The organism is Psychrobacter sp. DD43, from assembly GCF_904846555.1.
GTDB lineage: Bacteria > Pseudomonadota > Gammaproteobacteria > Pseudomonadales > Moraxellaceae > Psychrobacter > Psychrobacter cryohalolentis.
On sequence record NZ_CAJHBE010000003.1, the window covers coordinates 186885 to 208780 of the forward strand.

Consider the following 21896-nt stretch of genomic DNA (forward strand, 5'->3'; position numbering starts at 1 on the left):
TTTTTAATAGTAAAAGAGATGCTGCTACACTTTTTTAACAGCATGGAAATAGTAGAGTGATAGATTACTTTAGCAAAAACCTACCTTTTAGAAAATAATAACGATAACATAAGTCGCTATATAGTCAGTTCAAAATAAAAGCGATACGATTGTAATAACGTGCTATTGGCTATAAATTTTTTGCAGCCTCTGTCACGCCTGCGAACAGCAAGCAAGAAAAAATTATAGCCAATAGCACTGTATCTTTTTTAAAATGAATCGACTATATACACCTACTGCTTAGCACCCATAAATCTAGCGACATACTCATCAGTGGGATTATGACGTAAGTCGCTTGATGTGCCTGTTTGCACCAAACGTCCACCATTCAAAATACTAATACGCTGACCTACCTTGATGGCTTCGTCAATATCATGGGTAATAAACACAATCGTCTTATTCAATCGTGCTTGTAGCTCTAATAATTGATCCTGTAGTTGAGCGCGAATCAAAGGATCGAGCGCCGAAAAGGCTTCATCCATGAGCAATATAGGATTGTCCATTGCCAAAGCACGTGCCAGCCCAACGCGTTGCTGCATGCCTCCTGACAGCTCATCGGGATAGCTACGCTCTAGATTGGATAGACCAACTTCATTCAGCCAGTGCCGAGCTATCTCATGCCGCTCCTTGAGACTCAGTTTTCGCACCCGCAAGCCATAGGCGACGTTTTGAATGACGGTCATATGAGGTACCAGACCAAAATGCTGAAACACCATACTGACCGTTTGCTGACGATAGTGCTGAAGCTCTTTATCATTGAGCGCTAAGATATTAATAGCAGAAGATGGTTCTCCTTTCTCTACTGGCAAGACATCTTTATTTGTAACTACTGAGTTAGATACTATTTTAGTCACAGAGTTTTTAGCATTGATATCTGTATTTACCAATATCTTGCCACTGGTTGGATCAATCAGACGATTGATATGACGTATCAAGGTTGACTTGCCGGAGCCTGACAACCCCATAATACAATGCAGCTCGCCTGCTTTGACCGCCAAATTAATATCATAAAGCCCGACCGAATAGCCGGTTTGCTCTTTTACCGCAATACTATCCATACCCTCAGCCAGCAATGCCAATGCCATTTTTGCTTGTGCGTGACTGGCGTTATATATCTTACTGATATTTTCTAGCTGAATATGATTCATTGTCGTTCTCTTTGTTTTTATTTTTAGAGTTGTTATTTATTAAGATTGATTCATGTAGTTGAGTTATTTTAAAACCGACACAAGGCATTATTATGTCTGCAAATAACTGCTAACCAATCGGGCGTCTACCAGCTTCAATGGTTTTTTGGCGCGCACGCTTACCTTGCCCAAACGCCTGAGTAATGCGGTCAATGATAATCGCCACAATGACAATCGCCGTACCTGCTTGTAAGCCTTGACCAATATTGAGCGTTTGAATAGATTGCAATACATCTTCACCAAGACCTGGCGCTCCGATCATGGACGCCAATACCACCATGGACAGTGACATCATGACAGCTTGATTCACCCCTGCCATGATACTGGGCAGCGCTTGTGGTAGCTTAATCCAAATAAGCAATTGCAGATGCGTACTGCCAAACGAGCGCCCTGCTTCCACCATTTCATGATTCACTTGAGTAATACCCAAGGTCGTCAGACGAATAAGCGGCGGTAATGCATAAATAATGGTGGCAAACAGCGCTGGGACTTTACCGATTCCAAACAGCATCAGTACCGGTATCAGATAAACAAAGCTTGGCATGGTTTGCATCACATCTAATATAGGCGTCACAACCTTACGCAATAGCTTACTTCCTGACATGGCAATGCCGATAGGAATACCAATAACCACCGTCACCCATACTGAAACGATGAGCAGTGCCAAGGTATCAATTAACGCCCCCCATAATCCAAATGCCCCAATCAAGAACAACCCAGCACCACATCCTAAGGCAAACCAAATCTTGCGTACAGCAAACCATGCCAATACCGTCACAAGGGCAATAATTAGCCATGGTGGGATAAGCGTTAATAGGCGCTCAATAGGAAGCAATAAATACGTTAAGGCGACAGTACTGATCGTACGGAATACGTCGCCATGATTGCGAACAACGCTGGCTAAGGTGTTATTCAGTGGAGATTCAAGTGACCATGAAGGGAAGATAGATGACGGGTCTGCTAGGTTCGTACTAGATGCTGTTTTATCAGTCACGATAGCAGCACCCGTTAAGCTAATACCTAATTTAGCTGCAAGGTTGGTAGCTGCCTCGTCCGATAACCACTTCTGCCAAACTTGGGGGTTATCACGCAGAAAAACAAAGGCTTGCTCTTCTCCGCTACGTTTGCTTTCACTCATCTCTAAAATAGCACCATTAAGCTCAGCGGGGCTAAATTGGATTTTTTTGAAAACATCTGCAAGCTCAGGATTGGCATTAATAAACGGGGTAGATACAGCGATACCTAAGGGCGATACAGGGAATCCAGACACGCAATCAGCTGTGCCATCAGCAAGCAATAAGTCTTGCCAGCAGGCGTCATCATGGGCAGGAAATTCTAATGCGGCAAAATCGTATTTTGCCATCAAACCTGTCGGCTGCCAGTAATAAAATAAGAGTGGCTTATGCTGCTCAAAAGCGGAGGCAATTTCGGCATCAAGGGCTGCACCTGTGCCGGGATGGGCATTATTAAAATCACTCTCCAAGCCAGTATTTTTGAGCAATCGCGTATTAAAAATCTCACACGTCCAACCAGATGGACAGTTCATAAAGCGTGATTTACTGGGGTTTTCAGGGTCTTTAAACAGCTCAGCGTATTTAGGCAGATCTTGATAACGGCGTAGACCCGGGTTTTCGTCCAGTACATATTTAGGAACATACCAACCTTGGGTTGCACCGCCCTTAAGCGTGTCACCAATGACAGCGACTTTATTCTGCTCAATAGCTTGTGTCATGATGGGTGAGCGCCCTACCCACTGCTCTCCAATGACTTGGATATCATCTTGCGACAATGCCGTTTCAAGTGCAGGACCTGCTCCCGGCACCTCTTCTACCTGACAGCCATAGCCGCTCTCAATGATGTATTTTAAAACACCGCTTGTAAACTGACCACTCTCCCATGTCAATGCCCCAAATTTAATCGGTGCTTGGCATGTTGGCACAGCAGCTGATACTGGCAAAGACAGTAAGAGCGAGCTTATAAGCAATAAGCTAAATGCAATCCATTGGCGCACGGCGTTATCCTATTCATTATCTTTATTATGAAAATAGCTGTCATTATCCTAATTTGAGCAATTAATAAGCCTATCATCTACTACTGATTTTTATCTAAAACAAACAAAACTATCGTTTAGTGTTACCACAAAGTGTAGCGATTTATAACACTGATAACAAATGATTCTTTAGACAAAAAAAATAGCACCTACCGTAGTAGATGCTATTGATGGATGAATGTGAATAAATACTATCTATTCAATAAGGCAACTATTTTAAACTACTATTTCAAAAACAGCGCCATTGCCTTTTTAAATAAGCCACCATAGGGCGGTAACAATATATTTAGCCCATTCAATTTGGATTGTACAAAGATAGGTTTCATATGACTCAAACGATCAAATCCAGCTTTACCATGGTAAGCGCCTGTACCTGAATCGCCAACACCGCCAAACGGCAAGTCATGCTGCGCTACATGCATAATCACTTCGTTGATACATAGTCCGCCCGATACCGTATTGGTGCGTACTTTATCGATATCACGGCTATTATCACCGAAGACATATAGCGCTAACGGTCGTGGACGGGCGTTAATAAATGCAATCGCATTATCAAGAGTGTCATAGTGCATGAGTGGTAAAACGGGTGCAAATATCTCGTTTTGCATCAAATCACTCTCAGGCGCAGGCTCGCTGACAATAACTGGTGGCATGAGACGCGTTTCAAGATTAGACGTCGCATCAGTGAGTCTATAGACACCTTCACTGGATAAATTCTCTAAATAGCCTTTAACACGCTTGAACTGCTGAACATTAATAATGCGTGAGTAATCAGGATTGCTTTCAATATTGGGATAGTGTTTCTCCATCCACTCTCTTGCCAGACGCACGAATTCATCATGATATTGGCGCTGAATCAGTACATAGTCAGGCGCGATACACGTTTGACCAGCATTTAAGGTCTTACCCATCATCACGCGATTGACAGCATTTTCTAAGTTAGCACCCTCTAGTACTATGACTGGCGACTTGCCACCGAGCTCAAGCGTGACGGGTGTTAGATTTGGTGCTGCCGCTGCCATTACCTTTTTGCCAACAGCAGTAGAGCCGGTATAGAGCAGGTGATCAAAAGGCAGCTCACTAAAAGCCGCTGCAATCTCAACTTCACCGATGACCACACAAACCATATCTGCTGAAAAATAACGTGAAATGGTTTCTGCAAACGTTTGCGCAAATTGCGGCGCCGCTTCACTCATTTTAATCATGATGCGGTTACCAGCGGTAATCGCATCAATCATCGGTCCTATCGCCAAGAATAAAGGATAGTTCCAAGGTACCATGATACCAACCACACCTAATGGCTGTGGCAAAATCTCATTATGGGCTGGCATATATAGTGCTGAAATCGATACTCGCTGCGCCTTCATCCACCTCTTACCGTGCTTTTTGGCATGACTGATACCCGTAAAGCTCGGAAACAGCTCGGCAAATTGAGTTTCTGATTCACTACGATAGCCAAAATCAGCACTGATAGCATTAGCAAGTAGCTGTTGATTGTCACTCAGCATCAGCTCTAGATTATCGAGTTGGTCTCTACGCGTTGCCCAATCATTGATAGGCTGAGTACGGCTTAGATTTTGCATGCGTGAAAACTGTGACTGCATATCTGCCACGGTTTTGATAATACTAAGCCCTTCGTGCTCATCGTATTTAGGATGCATCGCTTGAAGCTGATTGTTTTGATCGCTGTCTGTCATATATCTTCCTTGTCGTATACGTGAGAGTCAGCACGTTTTGTCAAATTTAAGACTCTATAGCTAGTATTAGACACTAAGAATCACTGATATGACTCTATTATCCTTGTAAACGTGTTATCTATGTAACACAGCCTAATAGTGAATAAAGCTAAAACATCATTTTCTTAGATATTACTTTTATTTAGTACCATTTAATGTAGCCCATTGATCCCTGAATGAACAGCATCTTTAATGCACCCATGGGTTTGTATACGATGCGTATCTGCTCACTACAAGGTGGCCTTTTGTGGCTATTTTATTCTTTTATATTTTTCCAGTTCAATATAATTAAAATTAAAATTTGGGCGACAATATGAAAACTGCTACACTCAATGACAGTAATATTAAAAATAGATAGCCCATTTTACATAACAAAAACATAAGACAGCCACTCTCATGCCAAATACTATGCAGGCGCTTAATACGCAACCACTTAATGAAAATCTCATCACAAAGTCACTCACTGCTGCTGACTATGTGGCTACTCTTGATGCCATGCTATCACGCACGTTAGAGCGTATCTCTCTTAAAAAAGAGCAAGGACTGCGTACGCCTGACGAGTTATGGATTGTCGATCACAATGACGTTTATACTCTTGGGCAAGCAGGTAAAGAAGAGCATATCCTGCAACGTACTAATACGCCTATCATCAAGACGGATCGCGGTGGTCAGGTAACATGGCATGGACATGGTCAGCTGGTTATGTATTGGCTGTTTGATTTGGACAGTATCAGCTGGAGTGTGCGCAATATGGTCTCACACGCTGAGCAAGCGATTGAGGATGTGGTCAATGACTGTCTCAAGAGCACAGCATCAACTGACACCAACCATATCAGCGCCCGTGCCCGCCGTGATGCCCCAGGTGTCTATCTATATGCTGATATGGCTACAGAAACGGACAGCGCTCCTACTAGTGATGAGATAGAAGTTGATAATACCATTATGATTGGCAAAATCGCGTCGCTTGGCTTTAAAATCAAGCATGGCTTTAGCTACCATGGTATTGCCATTAATTTAGATTGTGATTTATCAGCATTTAATGCTATCAACCCTTGTGGTTATGCTGGCATGCAAATGTTGCGTTTGGCGGATTTTGTTAACATGAACCAAGCGACCAATATACAGCCAAATAACCTACCGCTTACCGATGACAAAAAAACACTTACCTACGAGCAATTTACGCAACAGCTCATCGAAAATATTGCAAAACGTCATACAGGACAGATACCACTGCGTGAATTAGCACCAAAATAGGTATTTTTTGCATAATCCTTTTTTGCATAATATCGTGCGCGCTTAGACTTAAGCATTTTGAGAAAATTTGATTCAAACTTGTTATAATCGCACACGGTACAAATTGGGCGCAGTAACAAACCTTATACGCCGACTTTAACCCTTTACGATTCAAACATTCATAACAAAAGCATATTGGAGTATTTTATGGCAGATTTTAACAAAATTTTGGACGCAGGCGACGTCGACGGCGGCATTATTAATGTCGTAATAGAAATCCCAGCTGGTAGTAGCCATAAAATTGAGTGGAATCGCGAATTGGCCGTATTTGAGCTTGATCGTGTTGACCCACAGATTTTTGCCAAGCCTTGCAACTATGGTTTTATCCCACAAACTCTTGATGAAGATGGCGACGAGCTAGATGCGCTTATCATCACAGAACAGCCTTTACCGACTGGTATTTTCTTAAAAGCGAAAGTCATCGGTGTGATGAAGTTCGTTGATGATGGCGAAGTCGATGACAAAATCGTCGTCGTACCTGCTGACGACCGTGATACAGGCAATGCTTATAACAGTCTAGCGGACTTACCAAAGCAGCTGATCAATCAGCTAGAATTCCATTTCAGTCACTATAAAGACCTCAAAAAAGCAGGTACAACGGTGGTTGAATCTTGGGGTGACGTAGAAGAAGCCAAAGAAGTCATTAAAGAGTCTATCCAACGCTGGAAAGATTTATAAATTAAAATGAAATAAAATTGATAACAGTACCGCAGATATAATGATAACTGCGGTATTTTTTTGCTTGAATTTTGACTGTACAACAAGGTTATAATACCCCAATCTACTTATTATCATGCTCAAATAAGGACAGTCATGTTTGATTCTGATTCAGGCTCAAAACCTGCCAAAGTAAAATTACCGAAAACGGTTGTTATGATGGTCGAAAAAGGCAATCTGGTCATGGCAATTAAGACGTTAGCCGCCGACGAAAATATCAGTATGGATGCTGCAAAATCTCGCATCGATGCATACGAGCTTGCTCTCAAAAATCAGCAGCAGCAAAAATTAAACAGTATCGCTAATAAACAAGGCATTCCTAGTCAAGCCATGAGCTTTGATAGAGAAACAGTCGAAGATGATACTGAGCGCTTGATTAAGAGTAAAGTAAAAAGCACACCAACGGAGCAAAGCTTCCAAAGCCTACAAGAAGGCGTTGACAGTCAGCTCAATGATTTAGGCTATAAAAAACCCCTACTGCCCTACTGGGCAAAGCGACTACTCATCATTGCTATCATTATGGCTGGGTTATTTTGGATAATGTGGCGTGTGTTTGGCTAGTCTTTTATAAGTGGTTCCATTATAGCAGTCTGTTTTAAGTAGTCTGTTAATAGGTTTGAAGGGTGAAACAGTTGGTTCCCTTGGGGTATGCCTAAAATAAAATATTGAGGAATCTATCGGTAAAGTAAAGAACCGTCATTTTCCCCATAAATCGATTTTGTTTTAAACAGTTTTACTATTATGCTGATCAGATAGTCGACGTCTAATAAGCCAAACAACAATCATGACTATGGCAAGTAATAAGAAAACCTTAGAGTAAGGCGCTAGCATAGCTGCAATGACCTCATAGTTTCTACCCAAGTAAAATCCTGAAAGAGTCAATATTGTCGTCCAAATACTTGCCCCTAAAGCCGTTAATATTACAAAAGAAACCAGCGACATTTTATTCATCCCTGCAGGAATGGAAATTAGTGAACGAATACCAGGCACCATGCGACCAAAAAAAACCGCTTTTTTACCATGTTTATCGAACCAAACATTGGACGATAAAATATCCTCAGGCTTAATAAACACGTATTTGCCGTACCTTTTAGTAAAAATCACTAGTCGCTCTTCATTGAATAAAGATCCTAGATAGTAGAGAGGTAGAGCGCCTAAAACGCTGCCAAATGTACCTGCTGCTATGACCAATAGTATATTTAAATCACCTTTAGCTGACGCAAAACCTGCTGCTGGCATAATTAGCTCAGAAGGTATAGGTGGAAAAACATTTTCAGCAAACATGGCAAATATAATGCCAAGATAGCCAAACTTTGCCATGATAACTAGCACCCATTCACTCATTTGATGCATTGGTTTACCTTATCTTGTTAGTGATTTATTTATCATTTAAATAGGTTCAAATAGTAATATGTCATTAGGGCGTGTCCTCAATTCAATTGATCATATCTAAACGGGCTAAAAATGGCTAAATTTTGCCAAACATCGTTAAATAGCTGGTTAATATCCCGATATTATCTGCGCTATTTTCCTTGTTTGACTGCAATTTATCTCATTTTTATCACCATTTTTGAAATGAGGACACGCCCTAGCTTTTCTAAACTAAAATTGGTGTAGATGAAAAGAAATAAAATCTGTATATTAGATTTTCTTCTTAGGGCTTTGGCACTGATATAACGGCATATCAATTGCAGCTAAATATCATAGCGACCCCTATTATTATACTTGAGGAACATTGTGGAAACCATCGGCACCCCTTGGCTATATGCCATTTTTTTTGTAATAGTCGCAGTCATGTTACTGATCGACTTTTTAGGTTTTAAGCACAAACATACGCCAGAGAGTTCTGATGTAAACGCAGTACAAGAGAACCAACCTGTTTCTATTAAATTGGCTGCGGTATGGAGTATTGCTTGGGTCAGTGTATCTGCTATATTCGCAGGCGGATTATGGTGGTATTTAAACGCAGAATTGGGTGTAGCAGTTGCCAATCAAAAAACCTTAGAGTTTGTGACTGGTTATTTAATCGAAAAATCACTAGCCATTGATAACGTATTTGTTTGGCTTATGATTTTTGGCGCGTTTGCTGTTCCACCTGCGTTACAGCGCCGTATACTATTGTATGGCGTGATAGGCGCTATCGTTTTACGTACTATTTTTATTCTTGCAGGCGCATGGCTAATCCAAGAGTTTTCATGGGTACTTTATATCTTTGGTGCGTTCTTGGTTTATACCGGTTATAAATTTTTAAAAGGTGGCCACGACGAACCTGTCGACCTTGAGGAAATGAAGCTATTAAAATGGCTACGTAGACACATGCGCATTACGTCCACGCTACGAGGCGAAAAGTTTTTAGTGCGTGAAAACGGTCTATTGTGGGCGACACCCATGTTGGTAGTATTAATTTTAGTCGAAATCTCTGATGTTATTTTTGCAGTTGATTCTATTCCTGCTATTTTTGCCATTACCACCGACCCATTCATTGTATTAAGTGCTAACTTATTCGCTATTTTAGGTCTGCGTGCTATGTTCTTCCTATTAGCAGGCGCAGCAGCCACAATGCACTACTTACCATATGGGCTAGGCGTGATAATGACATTTATTGGTATAAAAATGCTTCTACTTGATCTTTATCACGTTCCAATAGCAGCTTCTTTAGGCTTTATTGCAGTAGTGCTAATTATTACTGGATTGATGTCATGGCGTTATGCCAAAAATAATCCGCAGGCGCAGATATAAATCAATATAGTACTAACTTGGTAAGCGCTTGATGCCAAGTTGGTACTACATATATCAAGTCCCTCTAATATTTTCTAAATACTAAGAATTGAAGCAAGGAATAAAGCTTACAGTAATAGGAATTAAGATAGTCATGATGCATGTCTTAATTTCCATTACGTATATGCTTAAGAGCACATCTGCATTTTTTTAATGAGTTAGTTCATCAACATATCTCTTGTAACAAAAGGCTTAAGTTCTCATTAGGAAAAACCGTCCTTCTTCCCATAACGAGCCTTATGTTAAATAGAAATCCACTGCCTACCCGTATATATCCTTATCAATGCTTTTAAGGCACTAAAAAAGGATACCGAAGTATCCTTTTTTGGTCATACATAATAAATACAATCTAGTGATGCTCACCCGGTAAGATTCTGGCAAAGGCACGTTGAGCAAGGTTTGGTTTTTTATCGGTGGTTTGAGCGGCACGAGTGCTTGGGAAAATACGATAACCCATCGATTGAATACCAACGTTAATCGCTGGTGCTAATGAATAAGTAGCCGACGCAAACTTGCCCATGTTACTAGCAATACTATTTGGCTTATGAACGATCGCTTTGGCGACCATCATTGCCGCCTCATCTGGCATAAGCGCTGGCATATAACGATAAAGCTTAGTTGGCTCAATCATCGGCGTGCGTACCAATGGCATAAAGATATTAGTTATCGTCACATTATCGCCTTTAACTTCGGCAGCTAGACAACGGCTAAAGGCATCCAAGGCCGATTTTGAGGCGACATACGCGGCAAAACGCGGACTGTTTGCCAATACACCAATTGATGAAATATTCACAATTTGACCCGTTTGACGTTCAATCATCGTCGGCAAAAACCCAAGAATGATTTTGACTGCGCCAAAGTAATTAATATCCATGGTACGCTCAAAATCATGGAAACGTTCAGTGGATTCGTGAACCGAGCGTCGTATCGAGCGACCGGCATTATTTACCAAGACATCAACGTGACCAAAGTCCGCCAAAATTTGCGTGCTAACTTTTTCAATGGCATCCATATTGGTCAAATCACAAGGATAATAACTTGCCTTACCACCAAGCTCTTCGATACTTTCTTTAACCGCTTTTAGCTTCTCTTCAGTACGTGCCAACAAAATGACATGAGCACCGCATTCACTAAGCAAAAAAGCAGTACGCTCACCAATACCGCTTGATGCCCCCGTTATAATAATATTCTTGTCTTGAACTGCTTTACCGATTGCTTTTTTTGAAGGGTTAGCCATGAAACATCCTTTTAAAAATTAGACTTCCGTTAATATTTACCTAAATCATAACAAAGAAATATAGGTTAAAGGAAATAAATAAGCAATAAAGCCAGTTTAACTGGATAGACATTCTTACTAGATGAAGTATGGATCACTTTGTGCTCGACATATGCTCTTCATTGTTTATTCATGAGCATTCAAAAAATCCTCTACCACACGGAACTGTCCGGCGGTACTTTCCTCACCATACATGGCTTGCCTAAAGGCGTTAGAGTTCGGAATACCGGTGGTATACCAAGCAATGTGCTTGCGAGCAATACGGCAGCCTGAGTATTCACCATAAAAACCGTATAGCTCTTCTAAATGTGTCAGTACAATTTCTTTTATCTCGCTAACACTGGGCGATGCCAGCGTCTCACCTGTGCGCAAAAAATGCTCGATATCGCGAAATATCCATGGTTGTCCTTGGGCAGCGCGTCCAATCATCACCGCATCGCAGCCGGTTAGCTCATAAACACGCTGCGCTTTTTGCGCGCTGTCTATATCGCCATTTGCGATGACTGGAATGCTAATACTTTCTTTGACCTCACGTATCAGCTCATAACGCGCCTCTCCGGTATACATATCTTCACGCGTGCGTCCATGGATGGCAATAGCAGCTATACCCGCTTGCTCTGCTCGCTTTGCAACACGCAAAATGTTTTCACGTCCATTTTCATAGCCCAAGCGCGTTTTTAAAGTAACAGGCGCATCGACGGCATTCACCGCAGCATCTAGCAATCGAGCAACTAAATCCTCATCTTGCAATAGTGCAGAGCCTGCCAATTTACGGCAAACTTTTTTGGCAGGGCAACCCATATTAATATCAATAATTTGTGCACCATTATCAATCTGATAACGCGCCGCTTCTGCCAATTTATCAGGTTCAGCTCCAGCAATTTGTGCCGAAATTGGCGCGATTTCATTATCAAAATTGGCACGATAGAGCGATTTTTTGCGCGCATACAACGCCGTATCAGCGATAATCATTTCACTGACTGCATGACCTGCACCAAAGGATTTGCACAATCTGCGAAAAGGATTGTCTGTCACGCCAGCCATCGGTGCAACTATCAAACGGTTCTCAATCGTCAAGCCGCCAATCACGAGTGGCTGCAATAAAGGATGGTCTGAGGTAGGATTAGACGAAAGTAAAACTGGAGAATCAATAGACATAAAAAAAACGGCTTGATTGGTAATGAAAACAAGCCGTTATTCTAAGGATTCGTGAGCATATTGCAAGGGATTACGTAATCATTTGCTCAGCTCATAAAGTTTATCAACATTAAATGTCCTGTTTAATATACCTATTTATCAAACACACTGCCCTGCTCAAGCGTTATATCTTCATCATGCTCTTGCATACGCCACGGTAAAATATCTGGTGAGACATTGACAAAGTGTAGATATTTCTCAAACTGATCGATAATGTCATTAATAATCGACACTGATTCATAACCATATAAATCATAGGTCTGACCACCACGGCGCAAATACACTTCAGCACGGTAATGGTGCTCTTGTGGCAATTTGTTTGCCATATCTTCCGTATAATAATCAGGAATATCATGCTCTGATAAGCGAACCTCGTACCAGAACTCCACATTATCGCCACTTCTCAATTCTAATACAGCGCGATTATTGACTTCATCATAATTCACGTCAGGCAACCAACCTGTATCGGCGAACTTCTCAGCCACTTCGTTCATAGAAGATAAAATCGTTCCTTTGATATAACTAAGCACTTTATCGCGTGTTGGCTGCTCAGTCATATAATCAATACGCTCGCGCCAAGCCTCTAGTTTCAGTAGATGCGGCGGCAAATGGTTATCATTACCTAAACTCTGGTTACGATGACCTTCAATACGTAGCGCTCGCCACATGCCAAATATCGAAATCAATATAATAACGGCAAAGGGTAAGGCGCTGACAATAGCGGCAGTCTGCAATGCTGTCAGTCCACCAGCGACCAGTAAAGCCGCGGCAACTGCCCCTTCAGTCACTACCCAAAAGGTACGTTGCCACCATGGCGTATCACTACGTCCACCCGCTGCAAGAGAGTCAATAACTAGCGACCCTGAATCCGATGAGGTCACAAAAAAAGTAATAATTAATAGTACTGTTAATGACGACACTATCTGAGTAAAAGGCAATTTCTCTAATAACTTAAATAAAGCAATTGCTTGGTTGTTCTGCACTTCAGTAATGAGTGCATCGTAACCATCAACCATAATCATATGGAGCGCTGTATCGCCAAAAACTGCGAACCAGAAAAATGTAAAGAAGGTTGGTACTAACATCACGCCTAATACAAACTCACGGATAGTACGACCCCGACTAATCTTGGCAATAAACAATCCGACAAAGGGTGCCCAAGCAATCGTCCATGCAAAGATAAAGAGTGTCCAACTGCCGATCCAATCACTCGATTGATAAGCCTGTAAACTAAAAGTACGCTCAACAATATTGCCTAAATAGCTGCCCGTGTTTTCCATAAAGGCGTTTAGAATAAAGATGGTTGGACCCACGATAAAAACAAACAGCATCAGCCCCGTTGCTAACATCATGTTCAAAATTGAGAGTCGCTTTACCCCTTTATCCATGCCAGCGAGAACAGATGCCAAAGCTGCTAGTGTCACCAGCGCAATGATAATCACCTGAACTGTAATACTAACAGGTATCGTATTTGGTAATAGATAATTTAAACCGGCATTGATCTGTGATACAGAAATCCCCAAACTGGTCGCAATACCGAACATCGTGCCCACAATGGCAAACACATCAACAGTATGTCCAATCGGACCATAAATTTTATCACCAATGAGTGGATATAGTGTTGAGCGCATTGACAAGGGCAAGCCATGACGAAAAGAGAAATATGCCAGCGACAAACCTACCACACCATAGATCGCCCAAATATGAAAACCCCAGTGGAAATAGGCAATTTGCATCGCTTCTTTTGCGGCCTCAATAGTCTGCGGCGTTGAAAGCGGTGGACTGGCAAAGTGTATGACTGGCTCTGCTACGCCGTAAAATAGTAAAGCGATGCCATACCCTGCAGAAAACAGCATGGCAAACCACTCAAGAAAATTATACTCAGCCTGAGCATGATCTGGTCCCAGTTTAATACTGCCATAAGACGAAAACGCCAAGACAATGATAAACATCAAAAATATAGCGACTGCTAGCATATAGAACCAGCCGAAAGTCTCAGTGGTAAAATTCAGAACGGTGCTAAATAGTTCCCCAGCAGACTCAGGATTAATGGCAGTACCAATCACTAATAGCAGCATAATGGCTGCTGCCGGTACGAAGACGGGCAAAAGAATAGTGGAACGGGAGGATTTGTTCTTCATAAGCAGATTCTTATATTAACGATCAAGTAGACTTAATGTTTACCACAAACCGATTACTAACCCCAGTATTGCTGCTCATTTGTCACATTACTTGAACTATTGTTACAGCACTATTACCTAAAAACAAAAAAGGCAACTTGTTAGTTGCCCTTTTATTATTACCTAAAGAGTAAGTACTATCTGTTCTTTTAACTCATAACAACGATAGACGTTTTTAAAATTACGCAGTAATAATCGCTGCCAGTTGTTCAGCTGTTTTTGCAAGCTCGGCATGATCTGCTTGTGTGACGGCATGGCGACCAAGCTCATGAATACTAGAAGGAATCAGGTGCACATGATAATGAAACACCGTTTGCCCTGCTTCTGCACCATTTAGCTGCATTTGGATAATGCCTTCACGATTAAGTACCTGACGCTGGGCTTCCATAACTTTTTTAGCCGTCATCAACACAGCTGCCGCGTATTCAGGTTCAAGATCAGCTAAGTCCACCGCTTTTTGCTTAGGAATGACCAAAACATGCCCCTTTGCTTGTGGCATGATATCCATAAAAGCAAGAGTCTTATCATCTTCATAAACTTTATGATAAGGGATATCGCCATCGAGCATTTTGGCAAAAATATTATCGTCTTTATAAGTAGTTTGCGGATTGGCTTGGCTCATTATCTTATTCCTTTAACCTGTATTATTATTGAATCAAAGTTAGTATTGATTGGATAGCGAGTATTAAACGAATACTTACACCATTAAATATAGTGGACGAAATCTCACTTAAGTACAAGTATCAGATAATCACTGATTGATCTTCATGAACTAACTTGCTGCTCTCGTTGATGATTAAATTATTGACGAGCCATGCGCGATAAATGTTATATTAATCTACTCTCTTGATGACCTTACCATGATGGATTTGACTGCCTTGCCAACTCAATTATCTAATAATACTGACGCTCATACGCAGTCTATCAATGACGCTATCATAAACAATGATGAGCATAAGCAAACGCTTGGGTCAAATAACCCTTCAGCTACTGACCCAAATGCCATTATATTAGCGCAAGCATTGACTGATAAAGCCATCAGTTGGCGTATTCATAACTGTAAAATCAGTCAAAAGACCCTCACTCAAGACTTACCGCTGCCATTTTTATATCATTATGACAGTTTGGACGATGTCGTTAAGCAGACCTATCCTTTAACCCCAAAGCTACTGGCACAATTTAATACACCGATGACAGCGCAAGAAGCTGCCAAGCTAATTGGTATCGATGAAGCACTCATATGCAATCCGTGGCATGTCAAGGTGATTGGCTCATTGGTGGTATTTAGCGAAGCATTACAACTCGCTGTGCGTTTGCATTGGACCAATACGGGTAAAGAGACGCAGCAGATTTATACTAAAGATAAAGATGATGCTATCATTGCAGCCTTTAAAGAATGGCAGTTTTTTGGTCGTATTGATATCCTGTATAAAAACAACAAACAAGCGCTGATTAGTATTGACGAACAGAGCATTGATACAGAAACCAATCAGCCGCTGCCATTAATAATAGAATCCAGTATGGAGTATCAATACCTACCAGCGACTCATGCCTTAGTCGTCATTGCCAAGCTAGAAGCAGATAAAGCTGAGCTCCCTTGGTTTGAAACCGCTATTTTGGAGCGGCTTGCATAAATGATTGACCCTTAAGTCTTGTTTGTTATAGGTTAATTATTTTCAGTTACTCATATCTAATGGTATGGTAACGACTTAGTATTATTCACTAGTACTCTCCCGGTATAAAAAGCACACTATCAACATTGCAGCGGATGCTGCACATATTAATAAATCTCGCTCATTTGTAAGGAATACCACATGGATTACAATTCAAAAACCTCTACCGGCGGTCGTAATATGGCAGGTGCTCGTGCCCTGTGGCGCGCAACTGGCATGACTGATGGCGACTTTGGCAAACCTATTATTGCCATTGCCAACTCTTTTACCCAGTTTGTACCCGGCCATGTGCATTTAAAAGATTTGGGACAAATGGTTGCACGCGAAATTGAAAAAGCGGGTGGCGTGGCAAAAGAATTTAATACCATTGCTGTTGATGATGGTATTGCCATGGGTCATAGCGGTATGTTGTATTCACTACCGAGTCGAGATCTGATTGCTGATTCTGTCGAATATATGGTCAATGCCCACTGCGCCGATGCGCTAGTATGTATTTCTAACTGCGATAAAATCACTCCGGGTATGTTGATGGCAGCCATGCGCCTCAATATTCCCGTCGTCTTTATTTCAGGTGGCCCAATGGAAGCGGGTAAAATTATCGCCAGCACGGTCGCACACAGTCATAATAATGATGGTAGTAGCGACGTCCATAGCACTGACAGTAAAGGTAATGCCATTCGTAAGCTTGACCTCGTCGATGCGATGATGGACGCGGCTGATGATAGCATTAGTGATGAAGATGTCGCCGCTATTGAAGCCTCAGCTTGCCCGACTTGTGGGTCGTGCTCTGGTATGTTCACTGCCAACTCGATGAACTGCTTAACCGAAGCCTTAGGCTTGGCATTACCGGGTAATGGATCATTATTAGCAACCCATTCGCTACGCCGCGAGCTATTCCTAGAAGCGGGTCGCACTATTGTGTCACTAGCCAAACGTCGCTACGAGCAAGATGATGATTCAGTCCTACCACGCTCTATCGCTACTAAAGCTGCGTTTGAAAATGCCATGACTTTAGACATCGCCATGGGCGGCTCTACCAATACTATTTTGCATTTGCTTGCTGCTGCACATGAAGCCGAAGTCGACTTCAAAATGCACGATATTGACCGTTTAAGTCGTGGCGTCCCTTGTTTGGCTAAAGTTGCCCCTGCTTCACAAAAGTATCATATGGAAGATGTGCATCGTGCTGGTGGTGTCTTTGCGCTATTGGCCGAGCTTGACCGTGCTGGTTTGCTACATACCGATTTGCCAACTATCCATAGTGCCACGATGAAAGAAGCGATTGATAAATGGGATATTATGAATCCTGACAATCTTGAAGCACGTGCACGCTATATCGCAGCCCCTGGTGGCGTACGGACAACTGAGGCTTTCTCACAATCAAAAGAATGGTCAAATCTGGATGTGAACCGTGAATCCGGCTGTATCCGAAGTGCCCAACATGCTTATTCAACTGATGGCGGTCTTGCCGTTCTATACGGAAATATTGCTGAGCGTGGCTGTGTGGTCAAAACTGCCGGCGTTGATGACAGCATCTTGGTTTTCACCGGACGTGCACGTATCTTTGAATCACAAGATGACGCAGTAGCAGCAGTGCTTGATGATCAAATCGTCGCAGGCGATGTGGTTATCATCCGTTTTGAGGGTCCAAAAGGCGGTCCTGGTATGCAAGAGATGCTCTACCCGACGACTTATCTAAAATCTAAAGGCCTAGGCAAAGAATGTGCCCTGCTTACAGATGGTCGCTTCTCTGGTGGGACATCAGGCTTGTCTATTGGTCATGCCAGCCCAGAAGCCGCTGAAGGCGGCGCCATTGGCCTCGTGCAAGAAGGCGATACTATCCATATTGATATCCCAAACCGTACCATCAATATGCAGGTCAGTGATGAAGAGTTAGCTGCTCGCCGCGAAGAAATGGAAAGTCGTGGACGTGATGCTTGGAAACCCGTCAGCCGTGAGCGTCATGTCTCTCCTGCTTTACGTGCCTATGCCGCAATGACCACCAGTGCCGATACGGGCGCTGTACGTGACGTCAGCCAAGTTGAACGTTAGACAATAATATTTAAGTACCATTCTTGAACTGAATTTATTAAGCCTGCGCAATGCAGGCTTTTTTTTCACCAAAAAACAACGTATCTGTCTATTTAATCACTATCTGATAACGATTTTTTGCGATATTTAGATGTTTTTACCGTCATTATAAATGGCTACTAAGTGTGACTTTTTTTAAACTTTAAATCAAATATAACAGTGTGCACCAACCTCATGATTGAAAATTACAATTTATTCTTATTGGTTTGCGGCATTGCCTTCGTATTCGGTGCGCTATTTCCGATTATCTTTAAACGTACACCTATCTCCTTGCCCATGCTGCAATTAAGCTTTGGTTTGCTGATGGGCTATTTTTGGACAAGTTTGGCATTTTTGAACCCTATCGATAATGGACTGATTATCGAAAAACTGACTGAAATTGTAGTGTTGGTTTCTTTAGTCGGTGCGGGTATCAAGATTGATACTGAGCTGTCTTGGCGATTATGGCGTCCGACGATGCGCCTACTCCTGATTACCATGCCCATCGGTATCTTTGCGATGGCAGTATTAGGTTACTATGCCTTTGGTATGACGATAGGTGCTGCGATTTTACTCGGCGCTGTCCTTGCCCCAACGGATCCGGTATTGGCCTCTAGCATTCAAGTTGGACCGCCTAATACCGGAGGTGAAGATACACCACGCTTTACCTTAACCTCAGAGGCAGGGTTAAATGATGGGCTTGCATTCCCTTTTGTATATCTTGCGATTAAGATCGCAGAAGCCTATAGCGAAGGAGAGCGTTTTACGGGGGATATGCTGTGGTCTTGGTTTACCCATGATGTATTGTGGAAGATTGGCGCAGGGTTACTGGTCGGCATCGTCGTTGGCAAAGTCATGGCAAAGTTGGTGTTCTCAAAGTATAGCCGTGAGACGACTATGTCTCAAGGTTATGTGGTCATTGCCTTAACTCTGGTGGCATATGGATTGGCAGAATACGTCCATAGTTATGGTTTTATTGCTGTATTTGTCGCGGCATTTGCGTTCCGTCGTTCAGAATCTGAACACACTTACCACCATAAATTGCATGATTTTGCTGAGCAATCAGAAGGTTTACTCATGTCACTGGTGCTTGTCATCTTTGGCATGTTCCTTGGACAAGGTCTACAAGCTGGCGTTGAGCTAACATGGCGCGTCTATATCGTCAGCTTTACTTTTTTATTATTGATTCGCCCGCTTGGCGGCTTTATTGCCTTATCAGGGTTGAATCTACCGCGCACTGAAAAATACGCCATATCAGCCCTAGGTATCCGCGGCATCGGTACCCTGTACTACTTATCTTATGCACTCAACCAAGGGTTTTTTAATGATGAAGATGCCCTTAAACTTTGGATAGTGTGCTCAATTGTGATTTTAGCGTCTATTTTTATACATGGTTTAACAGCAAAACAGTTGCTTAAAATGACACCAAACAAAGCGCAATAATAAGATGAACAGTATTTCTTTAACTAAAAAATTCTATTTATAAAGCACTAATACTGATTAAATCTCAGCATCAATCAGACCTAATACGGCTTCCGTCAGCGCAAACTGGCGGATATCGTTGAGCATGGTCACATCAAAATTATGGACAAAGGCAAACGATAGCTGCCGCTCAGGGTCGCACCACGCAACTGAACCGTTATAGCCCATGTGTCCAAAACTTTGTGGCGCATGAAATTTTGTATCGTGAGTGTTTACCTCAAAATTATCGCTATTACAAATACTAAAGCGGCGATGATAACCCAAGCGCCAATCCATATGGGCTGGCATAACGGCATCCATACCAGTGACTTGCGGCGTTGATAGCTGCTTAAAAGTTGCCTCATCAATGAGTGTTTTCCCTTGCCACATACCACCACTAGCCAACATCGCATAAATCGTCGCCAGTGCATGTGCTGATGCGACGCCATTGGCAGCGGGGATAGTAGCTTGTAAAGTCTGCGAATGGTAATAGTCAATCGGTTCTTTGCTCGCAAGTAGCAGAGCTGCTTTATAGTTTTTAAGATTCAGCTGACTGTTATCAAAGTATAAACGGTTGATTTGTGCCGTATCCAATGTTGGCAATACTTTCCCTATCTGCTCTTCACTATCAGCTGTTACTGATTGGATTGCATACTGATTGGCTGCTTGTTGTTGCCAGCAGGCATAGCTCGGTAAATCGCTATAAGTTTGCAAGGTATCTACTGAATCTGGTTTTAAAACTGGTTTATGACGGCGGGAACGTGGCTGCGGTTGTGAGCTTTCTTGTGCATTTTCTGACACCTCTTCTACTGACTCAAAGTTTTTAACCAATCGCGCAACCTTGTCGACCTGATTTTCTGGTACACCAAAGTAGCAGCTGTTGGCAATACCTAATGGCTCTGTTAGATAATGGCGTAACGCTTGAGCCAGTGGCATCGCAGTAACGGCTTCTATCACGCCGCCCAGCACCCAACCATAGACCAAGGCACTGTAAGCACTGTCGTATAATTCCGCCTGCTCAGGTGCAATCACAGGCATTGCTGCAATTTTCTCTAGCATCATATTCCAATCAAGGACGGTTTCATTATCGAGGTCAATACTTTGAATCGAAAAAATATTGGCTTGATGCGACATCACACTGCGTAAAGTGATTTTCTCTTTATTTTGCACGCCAAATGCTGACCAATAATGGGCAATCGGTAGGTCATAATCCAGTTTTTTCTGTGATACCAATACATGAACCAGTGTCGCCAAGATGCCTTTGCCAGTCGAAAAGTTCAATGATAAAGTATCTGGATTCCATGATAAATCAGCACGTGCCAGTCCCACACTTACCTGTGCGATACATTTGCCAGCTTTATAAACCACTAATGCACCGCCTGCTGGCGCATCATCAAGCTGCAAATCTGTTAGCAGTTGTTGAAGCCGACGTTGAATATGATTGTCAGTATATGTACCTACGGTAGCGTTTTGATGGGTAGTTGTAGAGATGCTTTCATTATTATTGTTCATAAGTGCCCTGTTCTATTTTATATTTATGAAGTTATTCAGTTTAAAGCCTGTCATACATCTTATCAGGATAAAAAATCTCTATCCTCCAAAATATTTTTATAATGTATCACACAATAAAAAAGGCAACCCTAAGGTCGCCTTTTTTATTGTTAGGGATATTTATGATTTAACGCGGTACTAGCAATCGATTATGAACCTCTTCTGCAAGTTTAGTCAAACCATGACTACGCCCACGCTCCATAGCCGTATCCATTTTACGTCCACGTAACCAACCAGCTCGTAAGGCTATGGCAGCGCCAACACGATTGCCAGAGCCACAATGCATGGCAATTTTTTTGCCATGATGCTGACGTAGTATGTTATCAAACGCCAGTATTTTAAGCTGTTTCAAGTCAGCAGCGCCATTGATAGGTAAATGCTCGTATTGCATGCCTGCCTGCTCTACAGCTGTACTTTCATCGAATTTCAGCTCTTCATCAGGCTGCAAGTTAATAACCAACTCAACTCCAGCTGCTGCCAATGCGGCCACCTTTTCATCATCAAGCGCACCGCATACGATGGTATTTTCATCAGGACGAAAATATGGCTCAAATATGGTGGCAAGATGGATGCCATTATCGTTGCTACTAGTGTCGGCACTGCTAGCATCACCAACTGCTGCTTTGTCTACCGCAGCTGAATGAGTAGAGCATTCGATGCTTTTTGAATTTTCATGTAAAGTCATAAG

At 42.2% G+C, this 21896-nt stretch carries 17 protein-coding genes; 7 read left to right on the top strand and 10 right to left on the bottom strand.

What is annotated here, in order from left to right:
- Positions 1–272 precede the first annotated feature (272 nt).
- The 3 genes from JMX89_RS02795 to JMX89_RS02805 form a co-directional block, all read right to left on the bottom strand.
- On the bottom strand, positions 273–1187 hold the full coding sequence (locus tag JMX89_RS02795; RefSeq protein WP_201531306.1) for an ATP-binding cassette domain-containing protein: 915 nt from the start codon (positions 1185–1187) through the stop codon (positions 273–275).
- 109 nt (positions 1188–1296) lie between these two features.
- On the bottom strand, positions 1297–3237 hold the full coding sequence (locus JMX89_RS02800; RefSeq protein ID WP_201531305.1) for a glycine betaine ABC transporter substrate-binding protein: 1941 nt from the start codon (positions 3235–3237) through the stop codon (positions 1297–1299).
- 263 nt (positions 3238–3500) lie between these two features.
- Positions 3501–4973 carry a coniferyl aldehyde dehydrogenase gene (locus tag JMX89_RS02805; RefSeq protein ID WP_201550792.1) on the bottom strand — a complete coding sequence of 491 codons (1473 nt, stop codon included), beginning with the start codon at positions 4971–4973 and terminating at the stop codon, positions 3501–3503.
- A gap of 435 nt (positions 4974–5408) precedes the next feature.
- Between JMX89_RS02805 and lipB the strand changes: the two genes are divergently transcribed.
- The 3 genes from lipB to JMX89_RS02820 all read left to right on the top strand — a co-directional run bounded on the left by lipB (position 5409) and on the right by JMX89_RS02820 (position 7583).
- Complete coding sequence (gene lipB / locus JMX89_RS02810) at positions 5409–6266, top strand: lipoyl(octanoyl) transferase LipB (protein ID WP_149492708.1); 858 nt, start codon at positions 5409–5411, stop codon at positions 6264–6266.
- Positions 6267–6452: 186 nt separating this feature from the next.
- Positions 6453–6983, top strand: coding sequence for an inorganic diphosphatase (locus tag JMX89_RS02815; protein WP_020443289.1), 531 nt, complete (start codon positions 6453–6455; stop codon positions 6981–6983).
- 135 nt (positions 6984–7118) lie between these two features.
- Complete coding sequence (locus JMX89_RS02820; RefSeq protein ID WP_149492709.1) at positions 7119–7583, top strand: LMBR1 domain-containing protein; 465 nt, start codon at positions 7119–7121, stop codon at positions 7581–7583.
- A 162-nt stretch (positions 7584–7745) separates the two neighbouring features.
- Here the strand turns inward: JMX89_RS02820 and JMX89_RS02825 are convergent, their stop codons facing one another.
- Positions 7746–8375 (bottom strand): DedA family protein, encoded by a 630-nt coding sequence (locus tag JMX89_RS02825; protein ID WP_133104168.1) that lies wholly within the window; start codon positions 8373–8375, stop codon positions 7746–7748.
- A gap of 384 nt (positions 8376–8759) precedes the next feature.
- Here JMX89_RS02825 and JMX89_RS02830 point away from each other — a divergent pair, with 384 nt between their 5' ends.
- Complete coding sequence (locus tag JMX89_RS02830) at positions 8760–9761, top strand: TerC family protein (protein WP_201550793.1); 1002 nt, start codon at positions 8760–8762, stop codon at positions 9759–9761.
- A 388-nt stretch (positions 9762–10149) separates the two neighbouring features.
- Here JMX89_RS02830 and JMX89_RS02835 read toward each other — a convergent pair whose 3' ends face one another.
- The 4 genes from JMX89_RS02835 to JMX89_RS02850 all read right to left on the bottom strand — a co-directional run bounded on the left by JMX89_RS02835 (position 10150) and on the right by JMX89_RS02850 (position 15075).
- Positions 10150–11037 (bottom strand): SDR family NAD(P)-dependent oxidoreductase, encoded by an 888-nt coding sequence (locus JMX89_RS02835; protein ID WP_020443284.1) that lies wholly within the window; start codon positions 11035–11037, stop codon positions 10150–10152.
- 165 nt (positions 11038–11202) lie between these two features.
- Entirely contained in the window at positions 11203–12234 is a 1032-nt protein-coding gene (gene dusB, locus JMX89_RS02840; RefSeq protein ID WP_133104166.1) for a tRNA dihydrouridine synthase DusB, read from the bottom strand.
- Positions 12235–12365: 131 nt separating this feature from the next.
- The gene (locus tag JMX89_RS02845; protein ID WP_201531299.1) at positions 12366–14414 is read right to left on the bottom strand and encodes a BCCT family transporter; all 2049 of its coding nucleotides are present in this window, start codon (positions 14412–14414) and stop codon (positions 12366–12368) included.
- Positions 14415–14634: 220 nt separating this feature from the next.
- Positions 14635–15075, bottom strand: a complete 441-nt coding sequence (locus JMX89_RS02850) for an HIT family protein (protein WP_201531298.1) — start codon at positions 15073–15075, stop codon at positions 14635–14637.
- A 238-nt stretch (positions 15076–15313) separates the two neighbouring features.
- On the opposite strand from JMX89_RS02850, the gene JMX89_RS02855 reads away from it, so the two are divergent.
- From JMX89_RS02855 to JMX89_RS02865, 3 genes are all read left to right on the top strand, one after another.
- The gene (locus JMX89_RS02855) at positions 15314–16087 is read left to right on the top strand and encodes a hypothetical protein (RefSeq protein WP_201550805.1); all 774 of its coding nucleotides are present in this window, start codon (positions 15314–15316) and stop codon (positions 16085–16087) included.
- Positions 16088–16267: 180 nt separating this feature from the next.
- Complete coding sequence (gene ilvD / locus JMX89_RS02860) at positions 16268–18178, top strand: dihydroxy-acid dehydratase (protein WP_011513411.1); 1911 nt, start codon at positions 16268–16270, stop codon at positions 18176–18178.
- Between the two features lie 213 nt (positions 18179–18391).
- Entirely contained in the window at positions 18392–19639 is a 1248-nt protein-coding gene (locus tag JMX89_RS02865) for a cation:proton antiporter (RefSeq protein ID WP_201550806.1), read from the top strand.
- A 57-nt stretch (positions 19640–19696) separates the two neighbouring features.
- On the opposite strand, the gene JMX89_RS02870 is transcribed toward JMX89_RS02865, so the two are convergent.
- Positions 19697–21169 carry a serine hydrolase domain-containing protein gene (locus JMX89_RS02870; RefSeq protein ID WP_201550807.1) on the bottom strand — a complete coding sequence of 491 codons (1473 nt, stop codon included), beginning with the start codon at positions 21167–21169 and terminating at the stop codon, positions 19697–19699.
- A gap of 166 nt (positions 21170–21335) precedes the next feature.
- On the bottom strand, positions 21336–21893 hold the full coding sequence (locus tag JMX89_RS02875; protein ID WP_201550808.1) for a beta-lactamase hydrolase domain-containing protein: 558 nt from the start codon (positions 21891–21893) through the stop codon (positions 21336–21338).
- Between the last annotated feature and the right edge of the window lie 3 nt (positions 21894–21896).